This is a genomic window from Candidatus Photobacterium acropomis (genome assembly GCF_030685555.1).
GTDB classification, from domain to species: Bacteria; Pseudomonadota; Gammaproteobacteria; order Enterobacterales; family Vibrionaceae; genus Photobacterium; species Photobacterium lucens.
This window is the reverse complement of sequence record NZ_CP131608.1, coordinates 166,211-190,473: the sequence shown is the minus strand read 5'-3', so window position 1 is coordinate 190,473 and position 24,263 is coordinate 166,211. Positions and strand designations below refer to the sequence as shown.

Genomic DNA, 24,263 nt, shown 5'->3' with positions numbered 1-24,263 from the left:
ATTACTCCTCAGGTAGTGAATAGACTTTTGATGCTTCAGGGCGAATAAACCATGTCTTATCGGTTGTCCCATTACTATTGATATAGTCTTCAATTTTAGGGTAAGCAGCTAAAATGCTTTTCCCTTCTATTGGATTATCCCATTGCGATGGAATGAGAATGGCAAAAGGGATCCCTGAGTTATTGCGATAACTGTTGCAGTTATTTTCGACACCACAACTGACACTGGCATTCTCTGATTGATCATTACCGCTTTTAAATAAGCTTGTATTGGCTTTGGTAGTTGGTGAAAAGTCTTTTAAATGTATTTCTAAACTACGAGAAGGTGGGCTAGGGAAGCCATGGCCATCATTCGGTGCAGCAAAGATAAACGGGTTGAGATAGGGATGTAAGTGTTCTGGATAATCAACAGGAGTCGTGAATTTGATTGCCATAGAAGCTTGAACCGTCACTTCTTTATCCAGATCACAATCAGCATAGACACGCAAAAATCCATTTTCACATTCAGAGCTAAAATATTCTTTTATTGCATCGGTAAAGATCAAAACCGCTTCATCATCAGGGCTATCAGGCTCTTCTAAAACGGAAGATTTGTATTCGTTGTTGATAATGACATAGCTACTATTGGCATCAATACTTGAGGCCGAAATCCCATCAAGTTTGATAGCAAAGCCATTGTTATAGCCAGCACCGTAGGCTTGTAATTTAATATCAATGTTAAGTCTTGATAGCTTGCCCGTGACGGTTTCTTGAATGTGACCAACACGGTACTGAATGACAATATCATTAAAATCATAATCATCTTGATTTGGCCAACGATCTTCAAAAGCTAAGGTTGCGTAGGTACCTTGAGATGGGTACCAGAAATAACTTTCTTGAGTGTCGTAACTGGTGATGGTGAGAGGGTAGTCTTCAACTTCACCACGACCGCCAGCACCTTGCACCAAGATATTCGGCGCGTCATTTAATCGAAATCGTGCCCATGTTTGATTTGTTATAGCTGCATCACTTGGGACATTAATCGCCAGTGTATGAGCACCACCAGTAAGAGCAACATCTTGGATAACATTTTCATTTATATCGAAATTACCGTTGTTATCCCAATCGATCCATGCAGATAAATAACCAGTGGCAAAGCCACCAACTTGCGCGGTAATAAATGTATTGGCGCCTTGATGTAAGCTCGGAGTCGTAAACGTTATCCCTTGATCATCATCATCGCTGCCATTGTTATCAAAAAACGGATAAAACTGAGCCAGTAAATCTTGATCGGGTTTCGCCCCAAGATAAAGATGTGTTGATACTTCATGGCGAGCACCATTGACCGATAGTGAAGTGCCGTATGAGTTAGGAGCATCACCAAAATCATACCCCTTAACAGCAAGTACAGCCTCACTGCATCGTGCAATATCGACGGTATTCTCTACATTCGGTAGCGTTTGTAGCACTTCGTAATGGAAACTTTCCTCATTATCAAAAGGTGTTAAATCATCAAAGATAAATGATTCACCTGTTTGCGCATCAATAATGTACAACATGCCATTACTATCAAAGAATTGACCACTAAAAGTACGTAGTCCTTTGAGCCCAGTGGCTGCAGTGATGGCAATATGATTGTTTTCTAGTGATTGAGAAAGATCGAAGCGATGAATATTTTTACTATCATCAAGGGCATAGATTACCCCTTCAGGGTGAACGGCAAGATCAGATAAATTATAAATAGCGTGCTGTGCTAACAATAATTGGGTTGCGATTTGCGTTGATAGATCAACTCGCCATAATCCTTGTGATTTAGCATACAGATAAAGCTGATTGTTATGGATATCGCCCGCGCTATAGTCATGCTGAGGCAGATCTTCTATTCCTATGGTTTCAGCCACAAAACCATTATTTATTCGGACAATATTTTCTCCCATTACCCCATAAATATAATTATCAGTAGCATTAAACCCTAACGCATCGAATGTGTTGCTAATAGCACCTGCGTTACTGGTTTGTCGATCGATATCGACAAAAGAGACATTCGCTGTGTCGTGAAAAAGGTAGCCTATCGTAGGACAAGAAGAAAAAGGGTTAGCGGTACTTGGACTGCTATAGGTGATAAACAAAAAGGGTAAAGCTAAAGCAATAAAATGAGACTTCATTATTACCTCACATCATATTGAGATAAATAAAACAGGGGGACTGTTCTTGTCCATCAACATTAGTGCCACATTTTTATTGTTTACATAACAATAGCTTGAAAAATATACATCTCAATTTTTTTTAGTGTTTGCAAAACGCTATGAATAATAAAAAGCGGACATATTTGTTTTCATCCATCATAAAATAGTCAGAAAACGATCTAGACTTCTTTTTCAAAAGCAAGAGTACTGTTGCTTTTTTGAGTGCTAGTTGCATATTTGGTTGAAAAGTGACTGCTTGAACCTTTTTTCGATTTTTTCCCTTTACAGCAGCAGGTTAGCTAGATATTATTCTTCGCACTTACGGAGAGATGGCTGAGTGGTTGAAAGCACCGGTCTTGAAAACCGGCATACGTTAATAGCGTATCTAGGGTTCAAATCCCTATCTCTCCGCCATATTTCATTGTTAAGCTTCGGCTTGATGATAAAACGAAATTTTTGTGCCGACTTAGCTCAGTAGGTAGAGCAACTGACTTGTAATCAGTAGGTCACCAGTTCGACTCCGGTAGTCGGCACCATTATTTCGGTGGGGTTCCCGAGTGGCCAAAGGGAGCAGATTGTAAATCTGCCGGCACTGCCTTCGAAGGTTCGAATCCTTCCCCCACCACCATTCTTTGCTGTAATGCAAAGCAGGCATCGTATAATGGCTATTACCTCAGCCTTCCAAGCTGATGATGCGGGTTCGATTCCCGCTGCCTGCTCCAAACAATTCCTCCTTAGTTCAGTCGGTAGAACGGCGGACTGTTAATCCGTATGTCGCTGGTTCAAGTCCAGCAGGAGGAGCCAAATAGAAAAGCCCGCAAGCAATTGCGGGCTTTTTTACGTCTGAAATTTGGCGTCATTATTTTAAGCCTGCCTGACGATAACTGTTCATCATTTGTAGACACTACGAGAATACGAACTATCAGCTAAACGCATTATTCATTTCGAATTACATTTTCATACAAGTATCACATTCATATCTTTAAATTATCGCTCACACTTTATTTAAACCGTCGTAAACTTAACAACTAACTGATTTTCATATCGTGAATATCAATGACTTACAGTATGATGAAAACATCTTATTTTCTGAACTATCATCATGTCTAAAACCATTGATTTTTATGACCAAAATGCGCTTATTCTGAGTGAACAGTACCAGTCGTTGAGCTTTGAGCAAGTGCATCAAAATTGGCAAGCACATTGGCCTGCTAGTTCATCAAAAAATGCTTTGAAAGTGCTTGATGTTGGTGCAGGAGCAGGACGTGATGCACTATGGTTTGCGAAGCATCATTGTGATGTTTATGCGATAGAGCCTGCGCAAGCATTGCGTGAACAAGGTGAAAAATATACGCAAGAGTATGCTTATAAAATCGCTTGGCTTGATGATCAATTACCAGAGCTAAACAGCATTGTTGAGCTTGGTATTCGCTTTGATTGTATTTTGTTATCTGCAGTCTGGATGCATCTTTCATCTTCTGTGCGTGAGCGTGCTTTTCGTAAATTATCCAACCTTCTCGCTCCGAGTGGTAAATTAGTGATCTCGCTGCGCTATGGCGACTTTTCTGATGATCGAAAAGCTTATGATGTCAGTGTTGAAGAGCTAGAACAGTTGGCACAGAAACATGCGCTTCAAGTTAACTTGATTTCTGACTTAGACGCTGATGAATTAGGCCGCAATTGCGTGCAATGGCAAACAGTAGTGATGCAGTTGCCTGATGATGGTACAGGCGATCTGATCAAAGTTCGGCAAATCATTGTGAATGATGCCAAATCTGCTACTTATAAATTGGCGTTACTACGTACACTTTTACATATCGCAGATGCACATCCCGGTGCGGTACTTAGCCGTGAAGATAACAAAGTACGTTTACCGCTAGGCTTAGTGGCGCTGTACTGGATACGACAGTTTAAGCGCTTGATAGACATTGATATTGACGGTTTTGGTATTCAGCAAAGTAGTGATAGTAAAAAAGGTATTGGTTTTGTAAAAGAACAAGGCTGGAAAAAGCTGACGCATCTTAGTGCAGATGATTTATCAATAGGAGCTATGTTTGTTGGTGATGAAGCAAAAGCGCTCCAAACTGCAATTCGAGATAGTTTAAAAACGATTCAAGATGGTCCTGTTACCTTTATTTATCAAGGTGATAAAAAGAATACCTTATTTCAAATGGAACGAGAGAAAGCACGTACAACGGATGCTTTTGTGCTTGAACTTGAAGCGTTAGCTGAGTTTGGTAATTTCGTGTTAGACGAAAGTTTATGGGAATGTTTGCGTTTATATAGTAGTTGGATTGAGCCATTAGTCGTTAATCAATGGATAGCGGAAATGCGTCGCTATAAATTAAATGAAGAGCGAGGTATTCCTCTACAAACCTATTACGATTGCTTGAAATGGATTGATGAAAGCCATGATACCCGTGGTGTGCGCCAAAAGATCAAGGCTTTACAGCAAAAAGGTGTTGAGCTGGAAAGTGTTTGGAGTGGTAGACGCTTACAATCTGATTATCAAGTGGATCACTGTCTACCATTTGCTTATTGGCCGAATAACGATAAATGGAATTTATTGCCTGCAAGTAAAACCGAGAATAACCAAAAACGAGCACGTGTGCCGACTCGACGTCGTTTAATTGATTCGAGAGAGCGTATCGTTAATTGGTGGCAAATCGCGTGGCAAACTGAGCAAGAGCAGAAACGTTTTTTCGATGAAGCCGTATTATCTTTGCCTCATTTACCGTTAGCTTGTCGCAGTTTTGATGATGTTTTTGAAGCGATGGGCTTGCAAGTTAATGGTGTTAAAAGTCGCTTGCTTGTTGGTGAGTGGTAAATCTGTGGGTTGAGGTAATAGCTTTGAGCAGGCTATTACCCCAACAAGCAGATCGACGATAGCGAAGCCGGTGATGTGTTGCTGCTTGAAAAGATGGTTCGCCTCAATCGTTTACCTTGGTTGGAAGGAAACCCTTAAAAGCTCGGATTGTGGAAAAAGGGTTAGTGATAGTAGTGGCAGACCAACCTATGACCTATTCTGTGTTCAGTTCGTGTGAACAAAATAGCATTAACTGAGTTTATGCTGGAGTTCGGAGTCTCTATGGCTCGTGATGATTACGAAACCTTCCATAAATGCCAAGCGCAATTACCTAATGTTAGACTCTAATGGAGTTCTTAGAGCTAAGTTAGATAGCGGGCGTGGAGGAAATAGTAAGACTAGCCGAGTTAAAAGATCGACTAGCAATGTCCAGCGAAGCGTCAAAAAAGAAAAGGTAGCGGCTTAGATTGCTATCTTAGAAGCTCGAATATTTTGCATTCTGAGCCGTTCACAATGGTAAAGGCGCTCAAGTATTTGGACTTGAGAATGGTGTTGGTTTTGGAAGTACAGAATTTCATGTGCTTCGAGCTAAGAAAAATATCTGCTCATAATTTATCTATTTTCTTACAAATACATCTGGGTTTATGCTTATGGGGCTGGAAAAGCTTGACGCCTAGCGACACCCCTTAAGCTCTAAGGGATCAGATTACTGAAACCGAAACGGCTTAATACGCTAAGATCCACCGTTCACCCCCTATGTGACATCCTACATCATACAGGGGCATTGTTATCAAATTAGGTCATTATCCATGCTAGTTTTTAACTGCACCAAAGCCGCTGTCGACTTTTTTACCGTCACGCGCAAAGGCGAGAAAGTATCAGATCTTGAACCTGCGCCACATAAAACCATCGCAGAGTCGATTGAAACGCTCGTTTTTCCAAACGATATTGAGGCAGATCAACATGGTGGATTTCAATGGCAATGGGTACTGCATTGCGTCTCCATCAAGCGTAAAAAATACCTCATGGCAATGGACTATCAAAGCCGTTTTTGTATTACCCTTCTAGCTGGTAAAAAAGGCGATATTTATCATTTTCTTAATACCTTCGAGCCGATGCTAAAGGCCTGTTTCCACACTCTAGCTAATGACAATGGTATCGACACGCTCGAGATTGAACACTGTATAGATCATTACGACAGAGCTGTGAGTAGCTGTGCGTTCCATCCTCGTAGTGATCGTAGTGTCCAAGCACACCTCAATGACGTGTTTTGGCACCTTGAACGCCACTGCTATGAAGATGGCATGTTATTTGAAGATGTTGATCTACTTGGTTTTAACTTATTTGCAGGTCAATTTCCTCGTAATAGTAAACACAAGAAGTCGCATTTTTTCTCAAATCAAGAATTGTTGAGTCAATGGCAAGAGTGGGTACAGGAAAGCCAACCGATTGATATGAGTAATGTCATTGTGTTGAACGACGTCAAAAAGAGATAGAAAGCTTGTTTTCAAACTCTTATATCTATATTGATTGTATCGTTATGTACCTATGCTAAAGCAATAACGTTAGAATAATACCAGTAATACCACATGTGACCAGTATAGAAAAAGGCCGGTCTTTTCTTCGTAAGAAGGCGTTTTTTCTGAGGATGACTTATGGTTGTTTTAATGACTTAATGTTTTTGTTTCTATATTTGTCATAGTTGCTTGCGCATTACAATTTGCCACGCGTTTATTGGTTAACCTCTAAAACGATGGTCAGTATTTGTTGAACACTGCAGTACCATTACAACATGAATCCTCACCATAAGCAGAGATGTTTACGGTGAGGAGTTATCTGTTTGATTACAAGGCGCTAGCTTTTCAATTTTAATATTTCGGGTGTTTTGGATGATTCCAGCTCAGCAGAAATAGCACTTTCATGTCGATGACTTTTGCCTAAGTTCACAAAAATGCACAGGATAATACCTGCGGCTAATCCCCAGGCAGCGCCTTTGGTTGCGATAACCGCTGCCATTACTCCTGCAATACCCAAATCATTGACGGTTTTTGATTTTGTGACCCCAACACGAAATGAAACAAACCCTTGAATTAAGAGCGTTGCAGCCAGTGCAATACCTAAAACCGGTTTTACTAAGGTCACGATAGGTAACAAAAAGTAGCCAAGGGTAGTGCCATAGCGATAGGAAATCGCCCCATCGTGGATCGATTTCATGGTTTGTGCACCGAGCTTAAAACGCTCACACACTACCACTTGCATCGCTGCGGCTAGTGGTCCACATAAGGTGATCGTAGGACCGAAAATACCCATTAAGACATTGCGCGTTCCAAAGATGATGTTTGATCGATTGGCATTAAAATCGATGTGTTCATCAGGGCGTTTTTTGCTGGCATCATCGAGTAGGCATTTTGCTTGAATCACATCACCAAAAACAATGATGTAGGTCGAAACTACAGAAGGCAGGCTTAGAATGAACATTTCAAGCGGCGGCATACCAAGACCAAATATTGTCCAGTTATTAAATAACTCCCCAAAAGCTAACGTCGAAAACCCCCATTCAATATTAGGCATTGGCACTTCACCCACTAAAGGGGCAATGACAATGGCAAGCGCGATGATCGGTAATGAGCCTAAATTGGCAAGGACTTTGGTAAAGGTATTGAGGTTACGCTGACTTTTAAAATGGCTTGAAAATAGCAAATAAAACCCGACCCCCGTACACACCACAATCGAAATTGGAGCTTGTTCAAAGCGTCCACCATCAATAAGTACTGAGTTTACCGCTGCAATACCAGCACCAATAATGATCCCTGATTTCATCGCATCGGGAACGATGGTTGCCACTCGCTGACCAAGCCCTGTTATGCCTAGCAAAATAGCTAACGCACCGAGTGACATTTGAAAAGCAATTAAGGCATGGACACGTTCAATGCCAATATCAAATTGGTTGAGATATAAAATGACGAGGGGAATGGCTGGGGTGACCCAACCGGGAATAATGGGATCGCCCAGCATTATGTGCATAAAATACAAGAGACCGTTAATCACAACGATGGTCATCGCAACCTCAAACGGCATACCTAAGTATTCTTGTAAAATGGGGATCATGCCAAGGCATACTGCGCACAGTAGTAATCCTTGCATAAAATCCACTTTCTCAAAGCCAACATGAATACCCGGAATCCGTATTTTGAAGATCCCTGCCCGAATATAAGGCTGCTCTTTGCCAAATTCTCTTTTCATACTTCAACGCCCAAAATCATATAATTCAACCGATAAGGACTTAGGCCTGCGAGGCAAAAGCGAAACAAAATCGCTATCGATTGAATTACATAAAAGCACTCTAAAACGATCAACGATTCAGAGTGCTTATATGATGGATTAGATGGCTTGCTTATAAAGCTCGATCATATCTTCAAGGGTGGTTTCACGAGGGTTACACAATACGTTACCGCTCTTCATGGCATCGATGGCCATTTCTTGAATAAATTCCGCTTTTACGCCAACTTCTGAAAGTGTTCTTGGGATATTCAGATCGTCATTTAATTTCTGAATCTCTTCGATTAGCATCTCAGGGGTGAAGTTTTCTACTTTTTCATTACCTTCACGAATGAAGTTATAAATCACTTCATAGCGACCTTTATCCGCAACGGCATTAAATTTCATCACTGTTGGCAACAAGATGGAGTTTGCAACGCCGTGTGGTACGTGGAAAAAAGCACTGACAGGGTGGCTCATGGCATGTACGTTACCTAATCGTGCCCACGCAAAGGCGATGCCCGCAAAATTACTGCCCACCATCATGGCGCAAGCCGCTTCTTCATCTTCGCGGTTTGCCACGAATTTACGAAGGTTTGCGCCAATCAATTGCATCGCTTTTTCTGCCATGGTGTCGGTAAATGGCGAGGCATTTTTCGAAACATACGCTTCAATCGCATGGATAAGTGCATCGACACCACAAGCGGCGGCAATAGAGGCGGGAGCGGTCATGATAAGCTCAGGATCTAATATCGCGTATTTTGGTAAAGTTTCGTAACTGACCACCGAAAATTTGTAGTTAATGGCTTCGTCGGTAATTACCGAAGAGGCGGTCGCTTCACTGCCTGTCCCTGCAGTGGTTGGAATGGCTATCATTGGCACGATAGGACCTGGGACTTTGTTCAGACCTTCATAGTCTTTAATATCGCCACCAAATTTTGCCAAAATGCCTACGGTTTTCGCTACATCTAAAGGACTGCCGCCACCAAGAGCGACAATACTTGATGCACCACATTGGTTATACAGTGCAGTTGCTTCGTTAACGACGGTGATGGTTGGGTTAGGGATCACATCGAGATACGTCGTGCACTGAATGCCACCTGCTTCGATGATCTCCTGAACTTTTTTCACAACCCCAAGGCTTTCGAGACCGCGATCGGAAATTAAGAAAACATGATCAGAGTGATTGTCTTGTAAAATTGCAGGCAGTTTATTTAAGCTACCAAGACCAAATTCGATGTTTTGTGGAACTTTGAAACTGAAGTCTTTCACGACATATATCCTTTCATAAACAAGCTATTGTTCGAACTTGTTTGATAAGCGTGCCGATCTTATTCATTTACGATCGGCACTGAATGTTTGTTTTTTAGATTAAAGATTTACAAGGTTAAGTTTGCGTTTTTTCATCACATTCATCGCATAACCACCTAGGATCACCACAGAAGACAGTGCGGTTGCAAGTTGCATATTGGCTGTCCATGGAATGTTGCTTAGCAGCATGTTGGCACCGATGATGAGCAGTACGACATACACAATGCGTAGGAACTGTTCGCGGTTGATTTTCTCTAAGAAACGCATACCAAAATAGAAGCCGATCCCCGCCATTGGCAGACCGATCAGAAGCGCACTGTTTAACTCGCTGGTAAACGCGCCATTTTGGTATTGGTTGAACATGTTCCAACTGTTAAGTACCACCCACAGCATGGTCATGGTATTACGGAATTTCTTCTTATCTTGTACGGCTTCTAGGGTGTAAACAGTGATAAGTGGTCCACCGATGTTAAAAGCACCGTGCACAATACCGCCTAAGATCAGACAGCCGTAACGGAACACTTTTTTCAACAGAGTATCGACCGCTTCACCTTCATCAATGTCTTTGATGATCAGCGGTTTAACCACATGTTTATGAAGGTTCATCACCGCAATAACCGTTACCATCGCACCGATTAGGATTTTCGCGGTTTGTGGCGAGATCTGGTAAAATAGATATTGACCAATGAAAATACCCGGTGCACAAAGGGCGACAATTTTCGCGAGATCTTTCCAAGAAATGTCTTCACGGCCTTTAATGGCAAGCCAGCACAGAAATGGAATGGTGATGGCGGTTCCATAAGGGACGCCCATGGTGGTGCCTAATAATCCGTTAGTCACGGCAGCGGCAATCACAGTACAGCCAAAGCCTGTTGTACCTTGCACGAAAAAGCCGACCACTTGCATTAAACCCACAAGCACGTAGTCAAATTTAAAAATAAAGTCCACGATGTTTACTCCAAGAAAGTAGGTAGCCACCAGACTACCTACTAAGGTTTAATGGCAATTAGAAACGAAGCTCTGTGCGAGAGATAAGATCGTCTTGCAGCGGTTTGCCAAGCTCAACAAAGTACGCGCTGTAGCCTGCTACTCGAACTAACATGTCTTTATAAAGCTCTGGATTTTGTTGTGCTGCGCGCATCTTGTCGGCACTAATGACGTTAAATTGCACGTGCATGCCTTTTTTCGCCATGTACTCATCAACAAAACTGATCAAAATGTCACGACCTTCAATACCGCCAACAGCATCTTCAGGGAAACGAAGGTTTAATAAGGTTCCGTTCGTTGCCAAGCTGTGATCGACTTTTGTCACTGAGTTCACGATAGCCGTTGGACCTGAAATATCATGCGAGCCGCCAGAAGTATGAACCGGCCCCATGTTGTCAGAAATCGGCTCTTGCGCTTTACGACCATCAAGAGAGGCGTTCATAAACAGTCCCATACCTACGTTGGCATTGACGGTGTAGACGCCCGGGCTAAAGTGGCCACCACGTAGAGTTGGACGACCTGCGATGTTTTTGCAGTAACATTCGAACATGTACTTGAACAATTCATCAGCTTCATCGATATCGTTGCCGTAGTGCGGGATCTTAGAGCTATTGACTAAAGCAAACAGTCTCTCATGACCTTCCCAGTTATCGCGAAGGGCATCAAGCAGCTGTTTACCGGTGTAAGATTTGTCTTCAAACATCAGTTTTTTGATGGTAGCAAGTGAGTCGGCACAGGTTGCAATGCCTGCCGCTTGTGGACCAATACCGTTGTACTTCACGCCACCTGCGGTCATATCGCGACCCGATTCAATACAACCTTCAAAGAACGCAGAAATGAATGGTGTTGGTTTTAATGCTGCATGCACTTTGTCGGTGATGTTTAAGCAACTGCATAGCTGATCACACCAAAATTCAAATTGCTGATTAACGCTCTCTAATACCTCGTCAAACGACTGATACGTTTCAAGGCTGCCAGTATCTGGACCTAACTGCAGATCGGTATTTGGACCTGACACTAAACGGCCGTGATTTAATACCATTTCCATCATTTTGGCGGTATTGACATAGCCCGCATCTTGCCAGCCGTGCTCTTTACCCGGAATGGTCGGCTCCACACAGCCAACAACAGCGTAATCACGCGCTTCTTCAAGTGTCACGCCTTTTGCCAGCATGGCTTTAATAGCTGGAATGTCGTTGAACAGTTTCGGGTGACCATAGCCTGCACGAATACATTCAATAGCTTTGACTTTTAGTTCATACGGTGTCTTTTCGTGCATACGTAGACAGACCCAAGGGTTCATCATACGAGTGTGAACCGAGGCTTCTAGCATCAACATGGTCAGATCGTTGGTTGCATCATTACCGTGAATATCGACACCACCGATGGTTAAGCTCTCCCCACCAAAACCACGACCATTACGTACACGAACTGTGCCTTTGTCTTTCAGTTTGGTTGGGTTGTTCATCTTCACATACAACACTTCGATAAGCTCAAGAATGAAGTCTTTTGATGTGCCGTTGTTTTGAATGTCAGCTTGGTAAATTGGGTGTAACCATTGATCCATACGACCGTAAGAGATCGAGTGACCATTACCTTCAATTTGCGTCATGGTCACGGCAAAGTTAAACAGCTGAATGGCTTGCCAGAATGTTTGAGGTACGCCGCCAGCGATCTGATAGCAGTTCTCAGCCATAGTCGCGAGCTCTTGTTTTCTTTGCTCATCAGCTTCGTTTGCTGCCATTTCGCTAGCAAGATCAGCATAACGGGTAATGTATTTTTTCGCTGCGTTTTGGGTGATCAGTGTCGCTTTGTAGTAATCGCGCTTGCTGGCGTATTCCACGTCTTTTTTCGATAATTTTGCTAGTGCAGTTTCCGCTTGCTCAATTACACCATCAAAGCCTTGGGTCATTAGTTTGGCAAAATCCATGGCAAAGTGACCGATGCCAGCAAAGTGGTAGTTATTGGTTTGGAAAATTTTCTCACCCATGTGAGAGCCGTTTTTCTGATCTTGATCGAGGGTTGCGGTGATCATTTCGTTAACGGTTTTGCCTTTCCAGTAGGCACAAAGCTCTAGAATTTCAGCGCGCTCTTCATCGTTGCGAATGTAGAATTGATCGTTGCTACGCTCTTCAAACGGCGAGTTAGTAATTTCATCGATGATCCAGTCAACTGAAAACTCTGGATAAATCGGTGATGCTTTAGCTGGTGCTGCAATTTCACCTAAGATCAGATCTTCATCGTAAATGTATAACGATGTGTTTAATAAGATATTTTCAAAAGCGTAAGCGCACTGAAGAATTCGCGGGGCAACTTCATTGTTTTTAAAGGCTTCAGTGACAAGACGCAGACGTTCAACATCGATCTCATACGGACGATCTAGAAACGTTTGACGTAAGCGATTTACACGAGGGTAGGGAGACCAATCTGCGTGACCGACTTCATAGCCCAATCCATAGACTTTATCGAAGGTATCGACACCAATCGCATCCGTGCGATGTTCTTTTGCTAAATTTGCTTCCATGTAGCAATTCCTTATTTTTTAAAATGAAATAGGATAAACATGAGTAAGGACAAACGATTAATACCCATGTTTTTTCTATGTCATCTTGTCTTGTTATTTCTCTTTGGTGCCAACGACACAATGAATACCACGCTCGTTAAAGTAGCGTGCAATGTCATTGACTCGGTCCTGAAACGTTTCACGATCAAAAACCAGTTCACTCATTTTGTAAGGCAGGCCTAATGATTGGTATTTCTCTTCACCAAGGCGCATGAAGCTGAGTAATTGCAGCGTTCTGACTTTATTACCCAGTTCATTGATAATGAAATCGGCGGTCGCTTCGATATTGGTATCGTCGTCATTGATGGTCGGAATGACAGGGATCCTCAAAATGAATGCTTTGTCTGTTTGCGCCAGTTTTTTCAGGTTGTTTAAAATGCGCGTGTTATCGACACCGGTGTGTTTTTTATGGATCTCGGTGTCCATGTGTTTGATGTCAGAAATCACCAAATCTGTGTATGGAAGGATTTGCGCAATCTTGTCCCATTTGCCGTAAAAGCTTGATTCTAAACAGGTGTGAATATGTTCTTGCTGGCATTGTTGAAATAAGGCTGTGACAAACTCACTTTGCAACAGAGGCTCTCCACCTGAAACGGTGATACCACCACCTGAGCGCTCATAAAAGCCAATATCTTTGCGAATGATGGTCATGCACTCATCAATAGATAGCGTTTTTCCCCACGCTTTAATGGCGTCAGATGGGCATTCTTGTTGGCAGGCAAGACAGTTGGTGCAGGCGTTATAGTTAATGCCTGTCAGTTTTCCTTCTTGAAAAAGCAACATGTCACTGTTTGGGCAAATATCTTTACACGCGCCACATTTTTCCTCAGTGATGCATTGACTCTCATAGACGCCCGGTTGGATGTAATGCTTTAAACTTTCAGGGTTGCCGCACCAATCACAGCGTAGCGGACAACCTTTTAAAAACAATTCAGTACGAATGCCCGGACCATCATCGATGGTGAATAATTGAATATTAAATACCTTTCCGTGGTGCTCTGTTTGGACTTCTTGTTGGCACATCATGACTGTAATCTGCTTCCTTGCATACGTATGCAAGGAAATGTAGTCGAATGTTATATAGCATTTATTGACTTACATCAGAATCTTATAAATTCTTGGTGTTAGCTGTCCTTTATCGTGATAACTATCACTATTTATTTGTGACTTTAAAGTTAAAAATGCTATTAAAAAGAAGGAGAGTCGAGTGATGCATTACCTAGAGAAGGGAAGTAGAAGATTATAAGTAACGGGTAGTGAATTAACTTTTCTTTAATTTACCCATTACCATAACGTTAGAATACGATTAACAAGTGATTAGGATTGGCGTTCAATAAGTTTACCTTTATATAAAATATATTGTCCTGTTTTGTTACTCTTGCCATGGATACGGTTAAAAAGATCGTCAACTGCAGAGCTACATATAGTGTTTGTTGGCGGTTGGATTGTTGAAAGCTGATACGATGGCCAAGAAGCCATAGGGATATCATCAACACCAAGAATTTTAGGACCTACGTAATTTTTCATTTTGAAGCTTTCAAGGACACCAATAGCAACAATGTCATTAACGCAGAAAATCGCATCAATATGTGTAAGTGTATTGATAAATGATAGTGCGGCCTTCATACCCGATTCTAAATCAAATGAGGCAGGTATTTGAACTGGCTCGGTTAAGCCTAGCGCTAGTGTTCGCTCTCGAAAACTTGCCCATCTTTGTTCGCATGTGATTGATCCAGATTCATTTCCCACAAAGGCAAAGGAAGAACAGCCTTTTTCAAAAAAATAATCTGCAGCTTGAGTACCTGCTTCATGGTTATCTAAACCAATACAATTAGCTTTAAAGTCACCAATATATCGATTGATAAAAGTGAGGCAAACCCCATGTTGCTCACATTGTTCTATAACATTACTTATTAATCGACTAGTTGCGATGATAAGCCCATCAACTTGATACTCAAAGGCTCTTTGGATGGCAGAGTTTAGATCTCCATTGGATATTGGGCATAAAATCGCTTGTCCACCTTTAGCTTGAATTTCGGAGGCTAAAATACGTGCTTGTAAGTCGTACATGGGGTTTAAGCTACTATCAAGTGCGATAGCAATTAATCCTGAACGGTTTGAAATCAAACTACGAGCCAGTGCATTTGGTTTATAGCCAAGTTTAGCGGCTCCTTCTAGAATATAAGCACGCTTTTCTTCACTGATGCTCGCTTTAGGGCTAAAAGCCCGAGAAACCATCGATTGGGAAACCCCTAAGTGCTTAGCTATGTCATTTGAGGTTAAGTTTGATTTCTTCATCCGTTTTGTATCATCTACTTTATATCGCGTAATTTTATTCTGTATTTTTTACTGCATCAATAGTAATAACTTAAGGAGAGGAGGTTGAGTAGATTTTAGTTAGGTAGGAATCAGGATAAATTATGCTTGAAAATTTTTGAGTAGCTAATTGTTCGGCTATTCAATATGAGTGATTTAAATATGCGTTCAAGAATACTATGGATTTAATCAATAAAAGTAGCGACCATAAAGTTAGTCACTACTTTTATATATTTATTATTCGAACATCTTATTATAAGAATGCTTTGTATGGCAGTTCTGGCTCATCGATAAAGATATCTCTAAAGCCGCGGAAGTGTTGATAGTGCATACGACCTTTATCTGTAGGGTAAGTGTATTTACCACCTACTTGCCAGAAGAAAGGAGAGAATTGATATTGCAGACGTTCTTTTTTCATATTCCACAATACTTCAATTTCACGAGGATCGTTTTGGAAGTTTGCCCAAATGTCATGGTGGAAAGGCACTACAACTTGGCAGTCTAATGCTTCACCGGCACGTAAAATATCAGATGATGTCATTTTATCTGTTACGCCACGAGGGTTTTCACCATAAGAGAGTAGGGCTACATCGATTTGATACTCATTACCATGTTTCGCGTAGTAGTTTGAGTAGTGGGAATCGCCTGAATGGTAAACTGAGCCGCCGGTTGTTTCAATTAAGTAGTTCACGGCGCGATCATCCATACCATCTAGAATATCTTTATCTGTAGATGATGTGCCTTCTGGTAGAGTAACTAGTGCGGTACGGTCAAATGAATCTAATACTTTAATTTTAACGTCACCCACTTCAATACAATCACCTACTTTAGCAATAATACAACGCTCAAGAGGAACCCCCCATTTCGTCCATAAATTTACACATGCTTGCGGACCAATGAATTTAACGTGATCGCCGCAATTTTGAAGTACAGCTGCAGCTACGTTTACATCAATATGATCAGCATGATCATGGCTAGCAAGCACAGCATCGATTTCAGTAATACCAAAGGGATCCATGACGAAAGGTGAAGTACGTAAGTTTGGCTGTAATTCACGCACGCCACCCATACGCATCATTTGGTGTTGGTTATTCATCAATTGGTTTTTCTGTGTTTTTTTACCAGTACCACACCAGAAATCAATTGAAAGGTTGGTGTTTCCTTCCGTTTTTAGCCAAATACCAGTACAGCCTAACCACCACATAGAAAAAGTATTTGGTTCAACGACTGTTTTAGTGATTTCTTCATTTAACCACGTTCCCCACTCAGGAAATGTATTTAAAATCCAAGACTCACGAGTAATTTCATTAACATTAGCCATATAATTATACCTTTAGTTTCAATATTTATTTTTAATAGATGTAGGGGATCTAGAGCACCTTTATTTAAAGGTGCTCAGAGGTTATTTAATTATTATTTGTTTTATACTAAATAGACTTTTGTGCCTTTTTTCTCAATGGCACTAATTACGTTTTTATCTGCATCTTTACCTGTTATTAATATGTCTATTTTTTCTGAAGGACAAAACAACATACCTGTTCGTAATCCTATTTTTGAGCTATCAACAACAACAACTAATTTATCTATTTGCTCTAACATTTGTTGCTCTGTAACAGCTGTTAGCATATTAGTTTTAAATAGTCCGTGTTCAGTAAGCCCTTTACCACTGGTAAACATCCAGTTTCCAGCATAGCCTTCTAACGCATTAGGTGTTGGGTTTAAAAATATATTTTGTGCTTTATTGTATTGGCCACCAATAATAATGACGTCGTTATGATCTTCTGTGATCAAATAGCTCGCTAATGGAAAGTAATTCGTAATAACTTGAATATCTTGTCCTACTAATTCTCTTCCTAATAAAAATGCAGTAGAGCCACAGTTAATAACGACACTATCACCTGGATTGCATAATTCGGCGGCTTTCTCTGCAATCTTGTGCTTTTCTTGATAGTTATCTGCACTGTTTATATTTAGTGGCGTCCATACTTCTTTTGTTGTACTTAAGCGCTCTGCACCATTTCTTATTTTCTTCAGTTTACCAAGTTCATCTAGCTTGGATATGTCTCGTCTAGCTGTGGCAGGCGAGACATCAAATTGATCTGTGATGTTGTTTACACTGATCATCTGTTGCTGTTCTAGCAACGATAATATTTTTTGATGTCGCTGTGATTCATTCATTTCACTGATTACCTATACACATCCATGCGTGATTATTTCGTGATTACTTCTGATTGGTTTTGATTCTATTTGCCAGTTATATTTCTGTCAAACAGTTATTGGCCTTTTTTGTGATCTATATTTGAATTCATATAAGTTGTTGTTTTTATTGATTTTTTATATTTTGATGTGATGGTGGTAACAAAAATAAAAGAAGATTTTGCTGGAAATTGATTTATATCAACATAATCAAAAGTGGTCATTGAATGATTACTTTTGATTACATATCGTCTTATCGTGAGCAAAAGCAGAGCTAAATAAGATCATAAAAACTTATCCGCTCTAATCCTACAAAACAAAAAATCTAAATTAAGAGGTAAATATATGGAAATGGTCTACAACGCCTTCTATATTTTTTACAGCCAAGTAATGACTAAAGCACCATTATTACTTGGTCTAGTCACCTTCCTCGGCTACTGGCTGCTCAGAAGGGATATGACAACTATCTTAAAAGGAACAATAAAAACTATTGTTGGTTTTATGATGGTTCAGGTCGGAGCTAACGTTCTGGTCGCTGGTTTTAAACCTGTAATTACTAAATTATCTGAATATCATGGTTTAACTGGATCTGTTATTGACCCATATACATCGATGATGGCAACGATGGAGACCATGGGAGATGACTACTCTTGGGTGGGTTACACTGTACTATTAGCACTTGCTATTAACATTATTCTAGTTTTATTTCGCCGTTATACGGGTATTCGAACCATTATGCTTACGGGACACATTATGTTCCAACAAGCAGGTTTAATTGCTGTCTTCTATTTTGTATTAGGCGGCAGTATGTGGGAAACCATTGTTTGTTCTGCGGTTCTAATGGCACTGTATTGGGGTATTTCTTCCAATATTATGTTTAAACCTACAGAGGAGGTAACCGGTGGTGCGGGTTTCTCAATAGGTCATCAGCAGCAAGTTGCGTCATGGATTGCGACAAAAATAGCGCCTAAATTAGGTGATAAGAATGAGAGTGTAGATAATCTCAATTTACCTAAATGGCTGCATATTTTTCACGATAGTATTGCTGCAACCGTAATTGTTATGACGGTTTTCTTCGGCATCATCCTTCTTTCCTTCGGCCTACAAAATCTGCAAGAAATGGCAGGCTCTACTCATTGGTCAATATATATACTTGAAACGGGTTTGAAATTTGCTGTTGCAATTCAAGTAATTGTTGCCGGTGTACGTATGTTTGTGGCGGAATTATCGGAAGCATTTAAAGGGATTTCTGAGCGCGTTATTCCAAATGCAGTCCTTGCTATCGACTGTGCTGCAATTTATGCGTTTTCTCCTAACGCAATGGTATTTGGTTTTATGTGGGGTGCATTAGGCCAATTTACCGCGGTTCTTGTCATGCTCGCATTCAATGCTCCTATCATGATCATTCCAGGCTTTGTCCCAATGTTTTTCTCTAATGCGACAATAGGTGTCTTTGCTAACCACTTTGGTGGTTGGCGTGCCGTCATGAAGATTTGTTTCGTAATGGGGATTATCGAAGTACTCGGTTCTGCATGGGCAATTCATTTGTTAAGTAACCAGGGAGCTTCATTTAATGGTTGGATGGGCATGGCTGACTGGGCAATCGTGTTCCCGCCTATTATGCAAGGTCTATCGGCAACTAAGCTGTTCTTCTTTGTCATCATTGCCTTAGCTTGTGTGTACATGTTCTTTGCTTCTAAAAAGCTTCGTGCTGAAGAAGATGCCGTGGGTGTTATTCAAGTTTCTGATGAGCCTGAAGTATTGCAAGTTGTTGAAGAAGCAATCAAGCAGCATGATGGTGTACGTCCAATCCACATTTTAGCTGTTTGCGGTAATGGTCAAGGTTCATCAATGATGATGAAAATGAAAATTGGAAAATACCTCGAAAAGAAAGGTATTCCACACGTTATGGATTCATGTGCAGTTTCTGACTATAAGTCCAAACTGGCTGCGACAGATATTATTGTTTCATCAAAACACCTTTCAGCTGAAATGGATGCCGGTGAAGGAAAGTTTGTACTAGGGGTTCAGAACATGCTTAATCCGAACACCTTTGGCGATGAACTCATTTCTTTAATTAATAAGCGTCTTTCAATTCAATAACTATATTTTATCTCTTACCAAGGTTGGCATTCTTTATTTAAAGAGTGCCAATGGGAGGCTTTATCATGGCTTTTAAACAATCATTAATTGAAAACAACTCTATTGCACTACAAGCATCTGCAACGACATGGGAACAAGCAATAAAAATTGGTACAGATATGTTAATTGCATCTGGTGCAATCCAGCCAAGTTATCACGATGCCATCATTCAAAGTGTTAAAACCCTTGGCCCTTATATTGTTATCGCACCTCAATTAGCGCTACCACATGCCCGCCCTGAAAATGGGGTTAATAGAACAGCATTTGCCCTTGTGACATTGCAGCAACCGATTGTGTTTGATGGTGAAGATGAACCTGTTGATGTGTTGATCACGCTGGCTGGATCTTCATCGGATGAGCATATGGAAGGCTTGTTGGAAGTCACACAAATTATTGATGATGAAGAAAGTGACACTGGTGTTGATCTCGATAAATTACGCCGCTGTCGAAGTGCTGATGATGTTTATCGTGTCATTGATGAAGCACTTGAAGCCGAGATGGCATAAGGGGGCACATTATGTATCAAGAATTAAAACAGCGCGTATTAAAAGCCAATCTCACACTGCCTAAATATGGTCTAGTGACATTCACCTGGGGCAATGTTTCTGAAATTGATCGTGAGCGAGGCGTTATTGCAATTAAGCCTTCAGGCGTTGAATACGACAATATGCAAGTCGATGATATTGTTGTTGTTAACTTACAGGGCGAAATCGTAGAAGGGCACTTAAACCCCTCTAGCGATACGGCTACTCATTTAGAGTTATACAAAGCCTTTCCAAAAATCGGAGGCATTGTTCATACCCATTCACGTAGCGCAACTATTTGGGCACAAGCTGGTATTGATATCCCAGCACTCGGCACCACACACGCTGATTACTTTTATGGTGATATTCCATGTACCCGAAAATTAACTCACCAAGAAATTAGTGGGGAGTATGAACGTAATACAGGTCTGGTCATTATTGAAGAATTTCAGCAAAGAGGGATAGATCCTTTAGCAATACCAAGTGTGATTGTTGCAGGACATGCGCCTTTCTCATGGGGGAATAATGCGATAGATGCAGTGCATAACGCAGTCGTACTCGAAGAAGTATCAGCGATGGCACTAGCGACCCGCAGTTTAAATAGCGGCATTCGCATTCAATCTGAGTTATCTGATAAGCATTATTTACGTAAACATGGCGAGCATGCTTATTACGGTCAACGGTGATAACAATGCATAAAATTTTAGCATTAGATCTTGATGGTACCGTACTTACTGATAGTCATACTATTCATCCGGAAGTAAAGGCATCCATTCAAGAAATTAGTCAAAAGTATCATGTTGTAATTGTGACAGGCCGGCATCATACCGCCGCATACCCTTATTATTTGGAACTTGGTTTAACCACACCAATTATTTGTTGTAACGGGACTTATATTTACGACTACAGCAGTAATACGGTATTAGCGCAGCGCTCAATAGAAAAAAATAAGGCATTAGCATTTATTGAGTTAGCGAAAGAATTTCAAATGAAGTTGGTGATGTATGTAACCAATAAAATGGTGTACTCACGTTCTACACCAATTACTTATATGCAAGCTCTTGAGAAATGGTCGCACCAATATCAGGAATCAGAGCGCCCAAGAATAGAGCAAATCGATGATTTCCAGTCATTAGCAAACAATGAAGAGTATGTGTGGAAGTTTGTAGTAGAAGGCTTACCGAGTTCGATTGAAAAACTAACAGAACACCCATGGATTAAAGAACACTTTAATGGTGAGCGTTCATGGTCAAATCGTATTGATTTTGCAGCGAAAGGTAATAATAAAGGCACGCTTCTCGCTCAATATGTCGAGCAACTCGGGTACCACGCTCATCATGTTATTGCCGTGGGTGATAACCATAACGATATTTCAATGTTGCAGTACGCAGGCTTAGGCGTCGCCATGCTTAATGCTGACGATATTGTAAAAGCTAATGCGCAATATATTTGCAAAACAGATAACAACAATAACGGCTTAGTCCAATTATTTCGTGAAAAATTTAAAGGATGATCTTATGAACAAACCAATGATTCAAATTGCTCTTGACCAAACATGTTTAGATGATGCAATGGCTGTTGCTGAAAAGGTTCAGAGTTATGTTGATGTGATCGAAGTTGGGACTATTCTCGCTTTTGCGGAAGGAATGAATGCGGTTAAAACCTTACGAGTTCAGTATCCTGAACACATCCTTGTTTGTGATATGAAAACGACGGATGGTGGCGCTATTTTATCTAAAATGGCGTTTGAAGCAGGGGCTGATTGGATCACTGTTTCAGCTGCCGCGCACATTGCAACAATCGAAGTATGTAAGAAAGTTGCTGATGAATTTAATGGCGAAATTCAGATTGAGATTTACGGTAATTGGACGATGGATGATGCGAAACGCTGGGTTGAACTTGGCATAACTCAAGCTATTTATCACCGTTCACGAGATGCTGAATTAGCCGGAATTGGTTGGACAGATAACGACATTGAAAAAATGCGTCAACTGTCGGAAATAGGCCTTGAACTTTCAATTACAGGTGGCATTGTGCCTGAGGAATTGCACCTATTTGAAGGTATTAAGGCGAAAACGTTTATTGCCGGACGTGCACTAGCAGGTGAACAGGGGCAACAAACTGCGACAGCTCTTCGTGAACAAATAAATCGCTATTGGGCATAGGGGTTTATTATGTATCAAACACTGACACGTTCCCGTATTGGCCTTTATGAAAAAGCATTACCTAATGATATGGGATGGGAGCAAAAAATAGTAACAACCAAAGAGTTGGGATTTGATTTTCTGGAAATTTCAGTGGATGAATCCGATGAACGTCGTAGTCGTTTAGATTGGGATGATGAAACTATCTATCAAATTAGACGGCTATCAGAGCAAAATCAGTTGCCGTTACATTCAATGTGTTTAAGTGCTCATCGTAAGTTTCCATTTGGTTCAGCAGATCCAGAGATCAGAGAGCAAGCTAAAGTGCATATGGATAAAGCCATTACGTTAGCTTATAAAATGGGGACCCGAACTATTCAGCTAGCAGGATATGATGTTTATTATGAGCCTGCAGATACGAGTACTCACCAACGGTTTATTGAAGGGATGCAATGGGCGGCAAAACAAGCTGAACGAGCAAGTGTGATGCTAGCTGTCGAAATTATGGATACTAAATATTTAAATTCATTGAGTAAGTTTGAAATTTTACGTCGTGAAATTAACTCTCCATTCTTTTGTGCTTATCCTGATGTCGGTAACATTTCGGGTTGGAATTATGATGTGTGTACTGAATTAGCACTAAGTATGCCTCACATAACTCAAATCCACTTAAAAGATACATATAATGTGAAAGAGAATTATAACGGGCAATTTAGAGACTTAGTTATCGGTCAGGGTGATGTTGATTTCAATGCTATTTTTAAAACCATCAAGCAAACGCAGTGTGTAGTGCCTTTTGTTTTAGAAATGTGGGCTCAAGATGATAACTGGAGAGAAAATATTGTTACGGCTAAAAGCCATTTGAATCAATCTTGTATGGCTGTTGGCTTACCACTATTTTTTGAATAAATAGAACAAGAAACAGTATACTTTTGTATGCTGTTTCTTTATTTATTTGATACTTTTCTAAAGATATACTCCCTTCCTTTCTTTATATATAATCGAGTAATTAACGCTAAAAAAGACGTATATAATGAAACGTATCCATTTACAGCTTTTTCTTTATGAGATGACTCATACATTGATTGAGCTTGAGGATTTACCGAGTCTGAGTAGTCGCCAGGCTACTGAGTTCCATGAATGGTACAAGACTAAACGTAAGCTTTTAAACTTTGAAGTACATTCTCAGTTATGGGTAAAAGTGAATGTGGATGGTTTCTCTACGCAGCTACAATTACAACCTAACGGTAAATTAGTTGAAGAAGATCTCTTTACAAAAAAGGAAATTAAAGGATTGTGGCATGTATCTGATGGTTTTTTATTTATGAAAATAATAAGCGGTGAAGTGATAGTTGAATATCAAGTCATTGGAAGTAATATAAATAATATTCACTCTGGATTTGAATATATTAATGGTATATTGAGTGGTTATAGTAAATTTATTCAAATAAAAAACAATTAGAATAAAAGATATTAAACCTCGAGTTTAACTGAGGTTTAATTGAGTTTTTTATAGTCTACTTTTCCCTGATATATTATCTTTTGACTAACGTTGTAATATGTAATTTATTTAATTTTTCATGCTTTTATTCGTTTCTATTTAAAGTGAAAACTTTAATGATATTGATTTAATAAGTCAATGATGTAAATGTTTACATCTATTAAAAGCAAAAATAAAGTTAAATTTTATTATTCGTTATATCAATAATATTATCTTTACTCGTTTTATTAAATATAAGAGAGTTTTAAATGATGATGGATATAGCGCTTATTATATTTTAATAATTGATTAAAATCATATTTGATAGTAAAGGGAGAAAAACTACCACTTTAGGGGTAAAAATAACCTTTT

At 40.3% G+C, this 24,263-nt stretch carries 18 protein-coding genes and 5 tRNA genes; 14 read left to right on the top strand and 9 right to left on the bottom strand.

Annotated elements, in window-relative coordinates:
• Position 1: 1 nt before the first annotated feature.
• Positions 2-2,143 carry an LruC domain-containing protein gene (locus tag Q7657_RS00860; protein WP_107166467.1) on the bottom strand — a complete coding sequence of 714 codons (2,142 nt, stop codon included), beginning with the start codon at positions 2,141-2,143 and terminating at the stop codon, positions 2-4.
• A 344-nt stretch (positions 2,144-2,487) separates the two neighbouring features.
• On the opposite strand from Q7657_RS00860, the gene Q7657_RS00855 reads away from it, so the two are divergent.
• The 7 genes from Q7657_RS00855 to Q7657_RS00825 all read left to right on the top strand — a co-directional run bounded on the left by Q7657_RS00855 (position 2,488) and on the right by Q7657_RS00825 (position 6,466).
• Positions 2,488-2,578: transfer RNA gene (locus tag Q7657_RS00855), tRNA-Ser, on the top strand.
• Between the two features lie 46 nt (positions 2,579-2,624).
• Positions 2,625-2,700 (top strand) — tRNA-Thr (locus tag Q7657_RS00850).
• Between the two features lie 7 nt (positions 2,701-2,707).
• Positions 2,708-2,792, top strand: a tRNA-Tyr gene (locus Q7657_RS00845).
• Between the two features lie 19 nt (positions 2,793-2,811).
• Positions 2,812-2,886, top strand: a tRNA-Gly gene (locus tag Q7657_RS00840).
• 6 nt (positions 2,887-2,892) lie between these two features.
• Positions 2,893-2,968 (top strand) — tRNA-Asn (locus Q7657_RS00835).
• A gap of 298 nt (positions 2,969-3,266) precedes the next feature.
• Entirely contained in the window at positions 3,267-4,991 is a 1,725-nt protein-coding gene (locus Q7657_RS00830) for a class I SAM-dependent methyltransferase (protein ID WP_107166466.1), read from the top strand.
• Positions 4,992-5,779: 788 nt separating this feature from the next.
• Positions 5,780-6,466: a DUF6933 domain-containing protein gene (locus Q7657_RS00825; RefSeq protein WP_107166465.1), complete on the top strand. Its 687-nt coding sequence runs from the start codon at positions 5,780-5,782 to the stop codon at positions 6,464-6,466.
• Between the two features lie 358 nt (positions 6,467-6,824).
• Here the strand turns inward: Q7657_RS00825 and Q7657_RS00820 are convergent, their stop codons facing one another.
• From Q7657_RS00820 to ulaR, 8 genes are all read right to left on the bottom strand, one after another.
• Positions 6,825-8,213, bottom strand: a complete 1,389-nt coding sequence (locus tag Q7657_RS00820; protein WP_107166464.1) for a hypothetical protein — start codon at positions 8,211-8,213, stop codon at positions 6,825-6,827.
• 138 nt (positions 8,214-8,351) lie between these two features.
• Positions 8,352-9,500, bottom strand: coding sequence for an iron-containing alcohol dehydrogenase (locus Q7657_RS00815; RefSeq protein ID WP_107166463.1), 1,149 nt, complete (start codon positions 9,498-9,500; stop codon positions 8,352-8,354).
• Between the two features lie 99 nt (positions 9,501-9,599).
• The gene (locus Q7657_RS00810) at positions 9,600-10,487 is read right to left on the bottom strand and encodes a sulfite exporter TauE/SafE family protein (protein WP_202443261.1); all 888 of its coding nucleotides are present in this window, start codon (positions 10,485-10,487) and stop codon (positions 9,600-9,602) included.
• A 58-nt stretch (positions 10,488-10,545) separates the two neighbouring features.
• Positions 10,546-13,050, bottom strand: coding sequence for a (2S)-3-sulfopropanediol dehydratase (hpfG, locus tag Q7657_RS00805; RefSeq protein ID WP_107166462.1), 2,505 nt, complete (start codon positions 13,048-13,050; stop codon positions 10,546-10,548).
• Between the two features lie 93 nt (positions 13,051-13,143).
• Entirely contained in the window at positions 13,144-14,115 is a 972-nt protein-coding gene (gene hpfH / locus Q7657_RS00800; RefSeq protein WP_258178278.1) for a (2S)-3-sulfopropanediol dehydratase activating enzyme, read from the bottom strand.
• Positions 14,116-14,406: 291 nt separating this feature from the next.
• A complete protein-coding gene (locus tag Q7657_RS00795) occupies positions 14,407-15,387 on the bottom strand; it encodes a LacI family DNA-binding transcriptional regulator (RefSeq protein ID WP_107166461.1) in 981 nt (326 codons plus the stop codon).
• A 271-nt stretch (positions 15,388-15,658) separates the two neighbouring features.
• Positions 15,659-16,726, bottom strand: coding sequence for an L-ascorbate 6-phosphate lactonase (ulaG, locus tag Q7657_RS00790; RefSeq protein ID WP_107166460.1), 1,068 nt, complete (start codon positions 16,724-16,726; stop codon positions 15,659-15,661).
• Between the two features lie 101 nt (positions 16,727-16,827).
• A complete protein-coding gene (gene ulaR, locus Q7657_RS00785; protein WP_107166459.1) occupies positions 16,828-17,583 on the bottom strand; it encodes an HTH-type transcriptional regulator UlaR in 756 nt (251 codons plus the stop codon).
• Positions 17,584-17,946: 363 nt separating this feature from the next.
• Between ulaR and Q7657_RS00780 the strand changes: the two genes are divergently transcribed.
• From Q7657_RS00780 to Q7657_RS00750, 7 genes are all read left to right on the top strand, one after another.
• Positions 17,947-19,704, top strand: a complete 1,758-nt coding sequence (locus Q7657_RS00780; RefSeq protein WP_008988510.1) for a PTS ascorbate-specific subunit IIBC — start codon at positions 17,947-17,949, stop codon at positions 19,702-19,704.
• Positions 19,705-19,769: 65 nt separating this feature from the next.
• A complete protein-coding gene (locus tag Q7657_RS00775; protein WP_107166502.1) occupies positions 19,770-20,249 on the top strand; it encodes a PTS sugar transporter subunit IIA in 480 nt (159 codons plus the stop codon).
• Between the two features lie 11 nt (positions 20,250-20,260).
• On the top strand, positions 20,261-20,953 hold the full coding sequence (locus Q7657_RS00770; protein ID WP_061014428.1) for an L-ribulose-5-phosphate 4-epimerase: 693 nt from the start codon (positions 20,261-20,263) through the stop codon (positions 20,951-20,953).
• Positions 20,954-20,958: 5 nt separating this feature from the next.
• Entirely contained in the window at positions 20,959-21,780 is an 822-nt protein-coding gene (locus Q7657_RS00765; RefSeq protein ID WP_107166458.1) for a Cof-type HAD-IIB family hydrolase, read from the top strand.
• 4 nt (positions 21,781-21,784) lie between these two features.
• Positions 21,785-22,432 (top strand): 3-keto-L-gulonate-6-phosphate decarboxylase UlaD, encoded by a 648-nt coding sequence (locus Q7657_RS00760; protein ID WP_107166457.1) that lies wholly within the window; start codon positions 21,785-21,787, stop codon positions 22,430-22,432.
• A gap of 9 nt (positions 22,433-22,441) precedes the next feature.
• Complete coding sequence (locus Q7657_RS00755; protein ID WP_107166456.1) at positions 22,442-23,320, top strand: L-ribulose-5-phosphate 3-epimerase; 879 nt, start codon at positions 22,442-22,444, stop codon at positions 23,318-23,320.
• 124 nt (positions 23,321-23,444) lie between these two features.
• The gene (locus tag Q7657_RS00750) at positions 23,445-23,873 is read left to right on the top strand and encodes a hypothetical protein (protein ID WP_107166455.1); all 429 of its coding nucleotides are present in this window, start codon (positions 23,445-23,447) and stop codon (positions 23,871-23,873) included.
• The last annotated feature ends 390 nt before the right edge of the window (positions 23,874-24,263 follow it).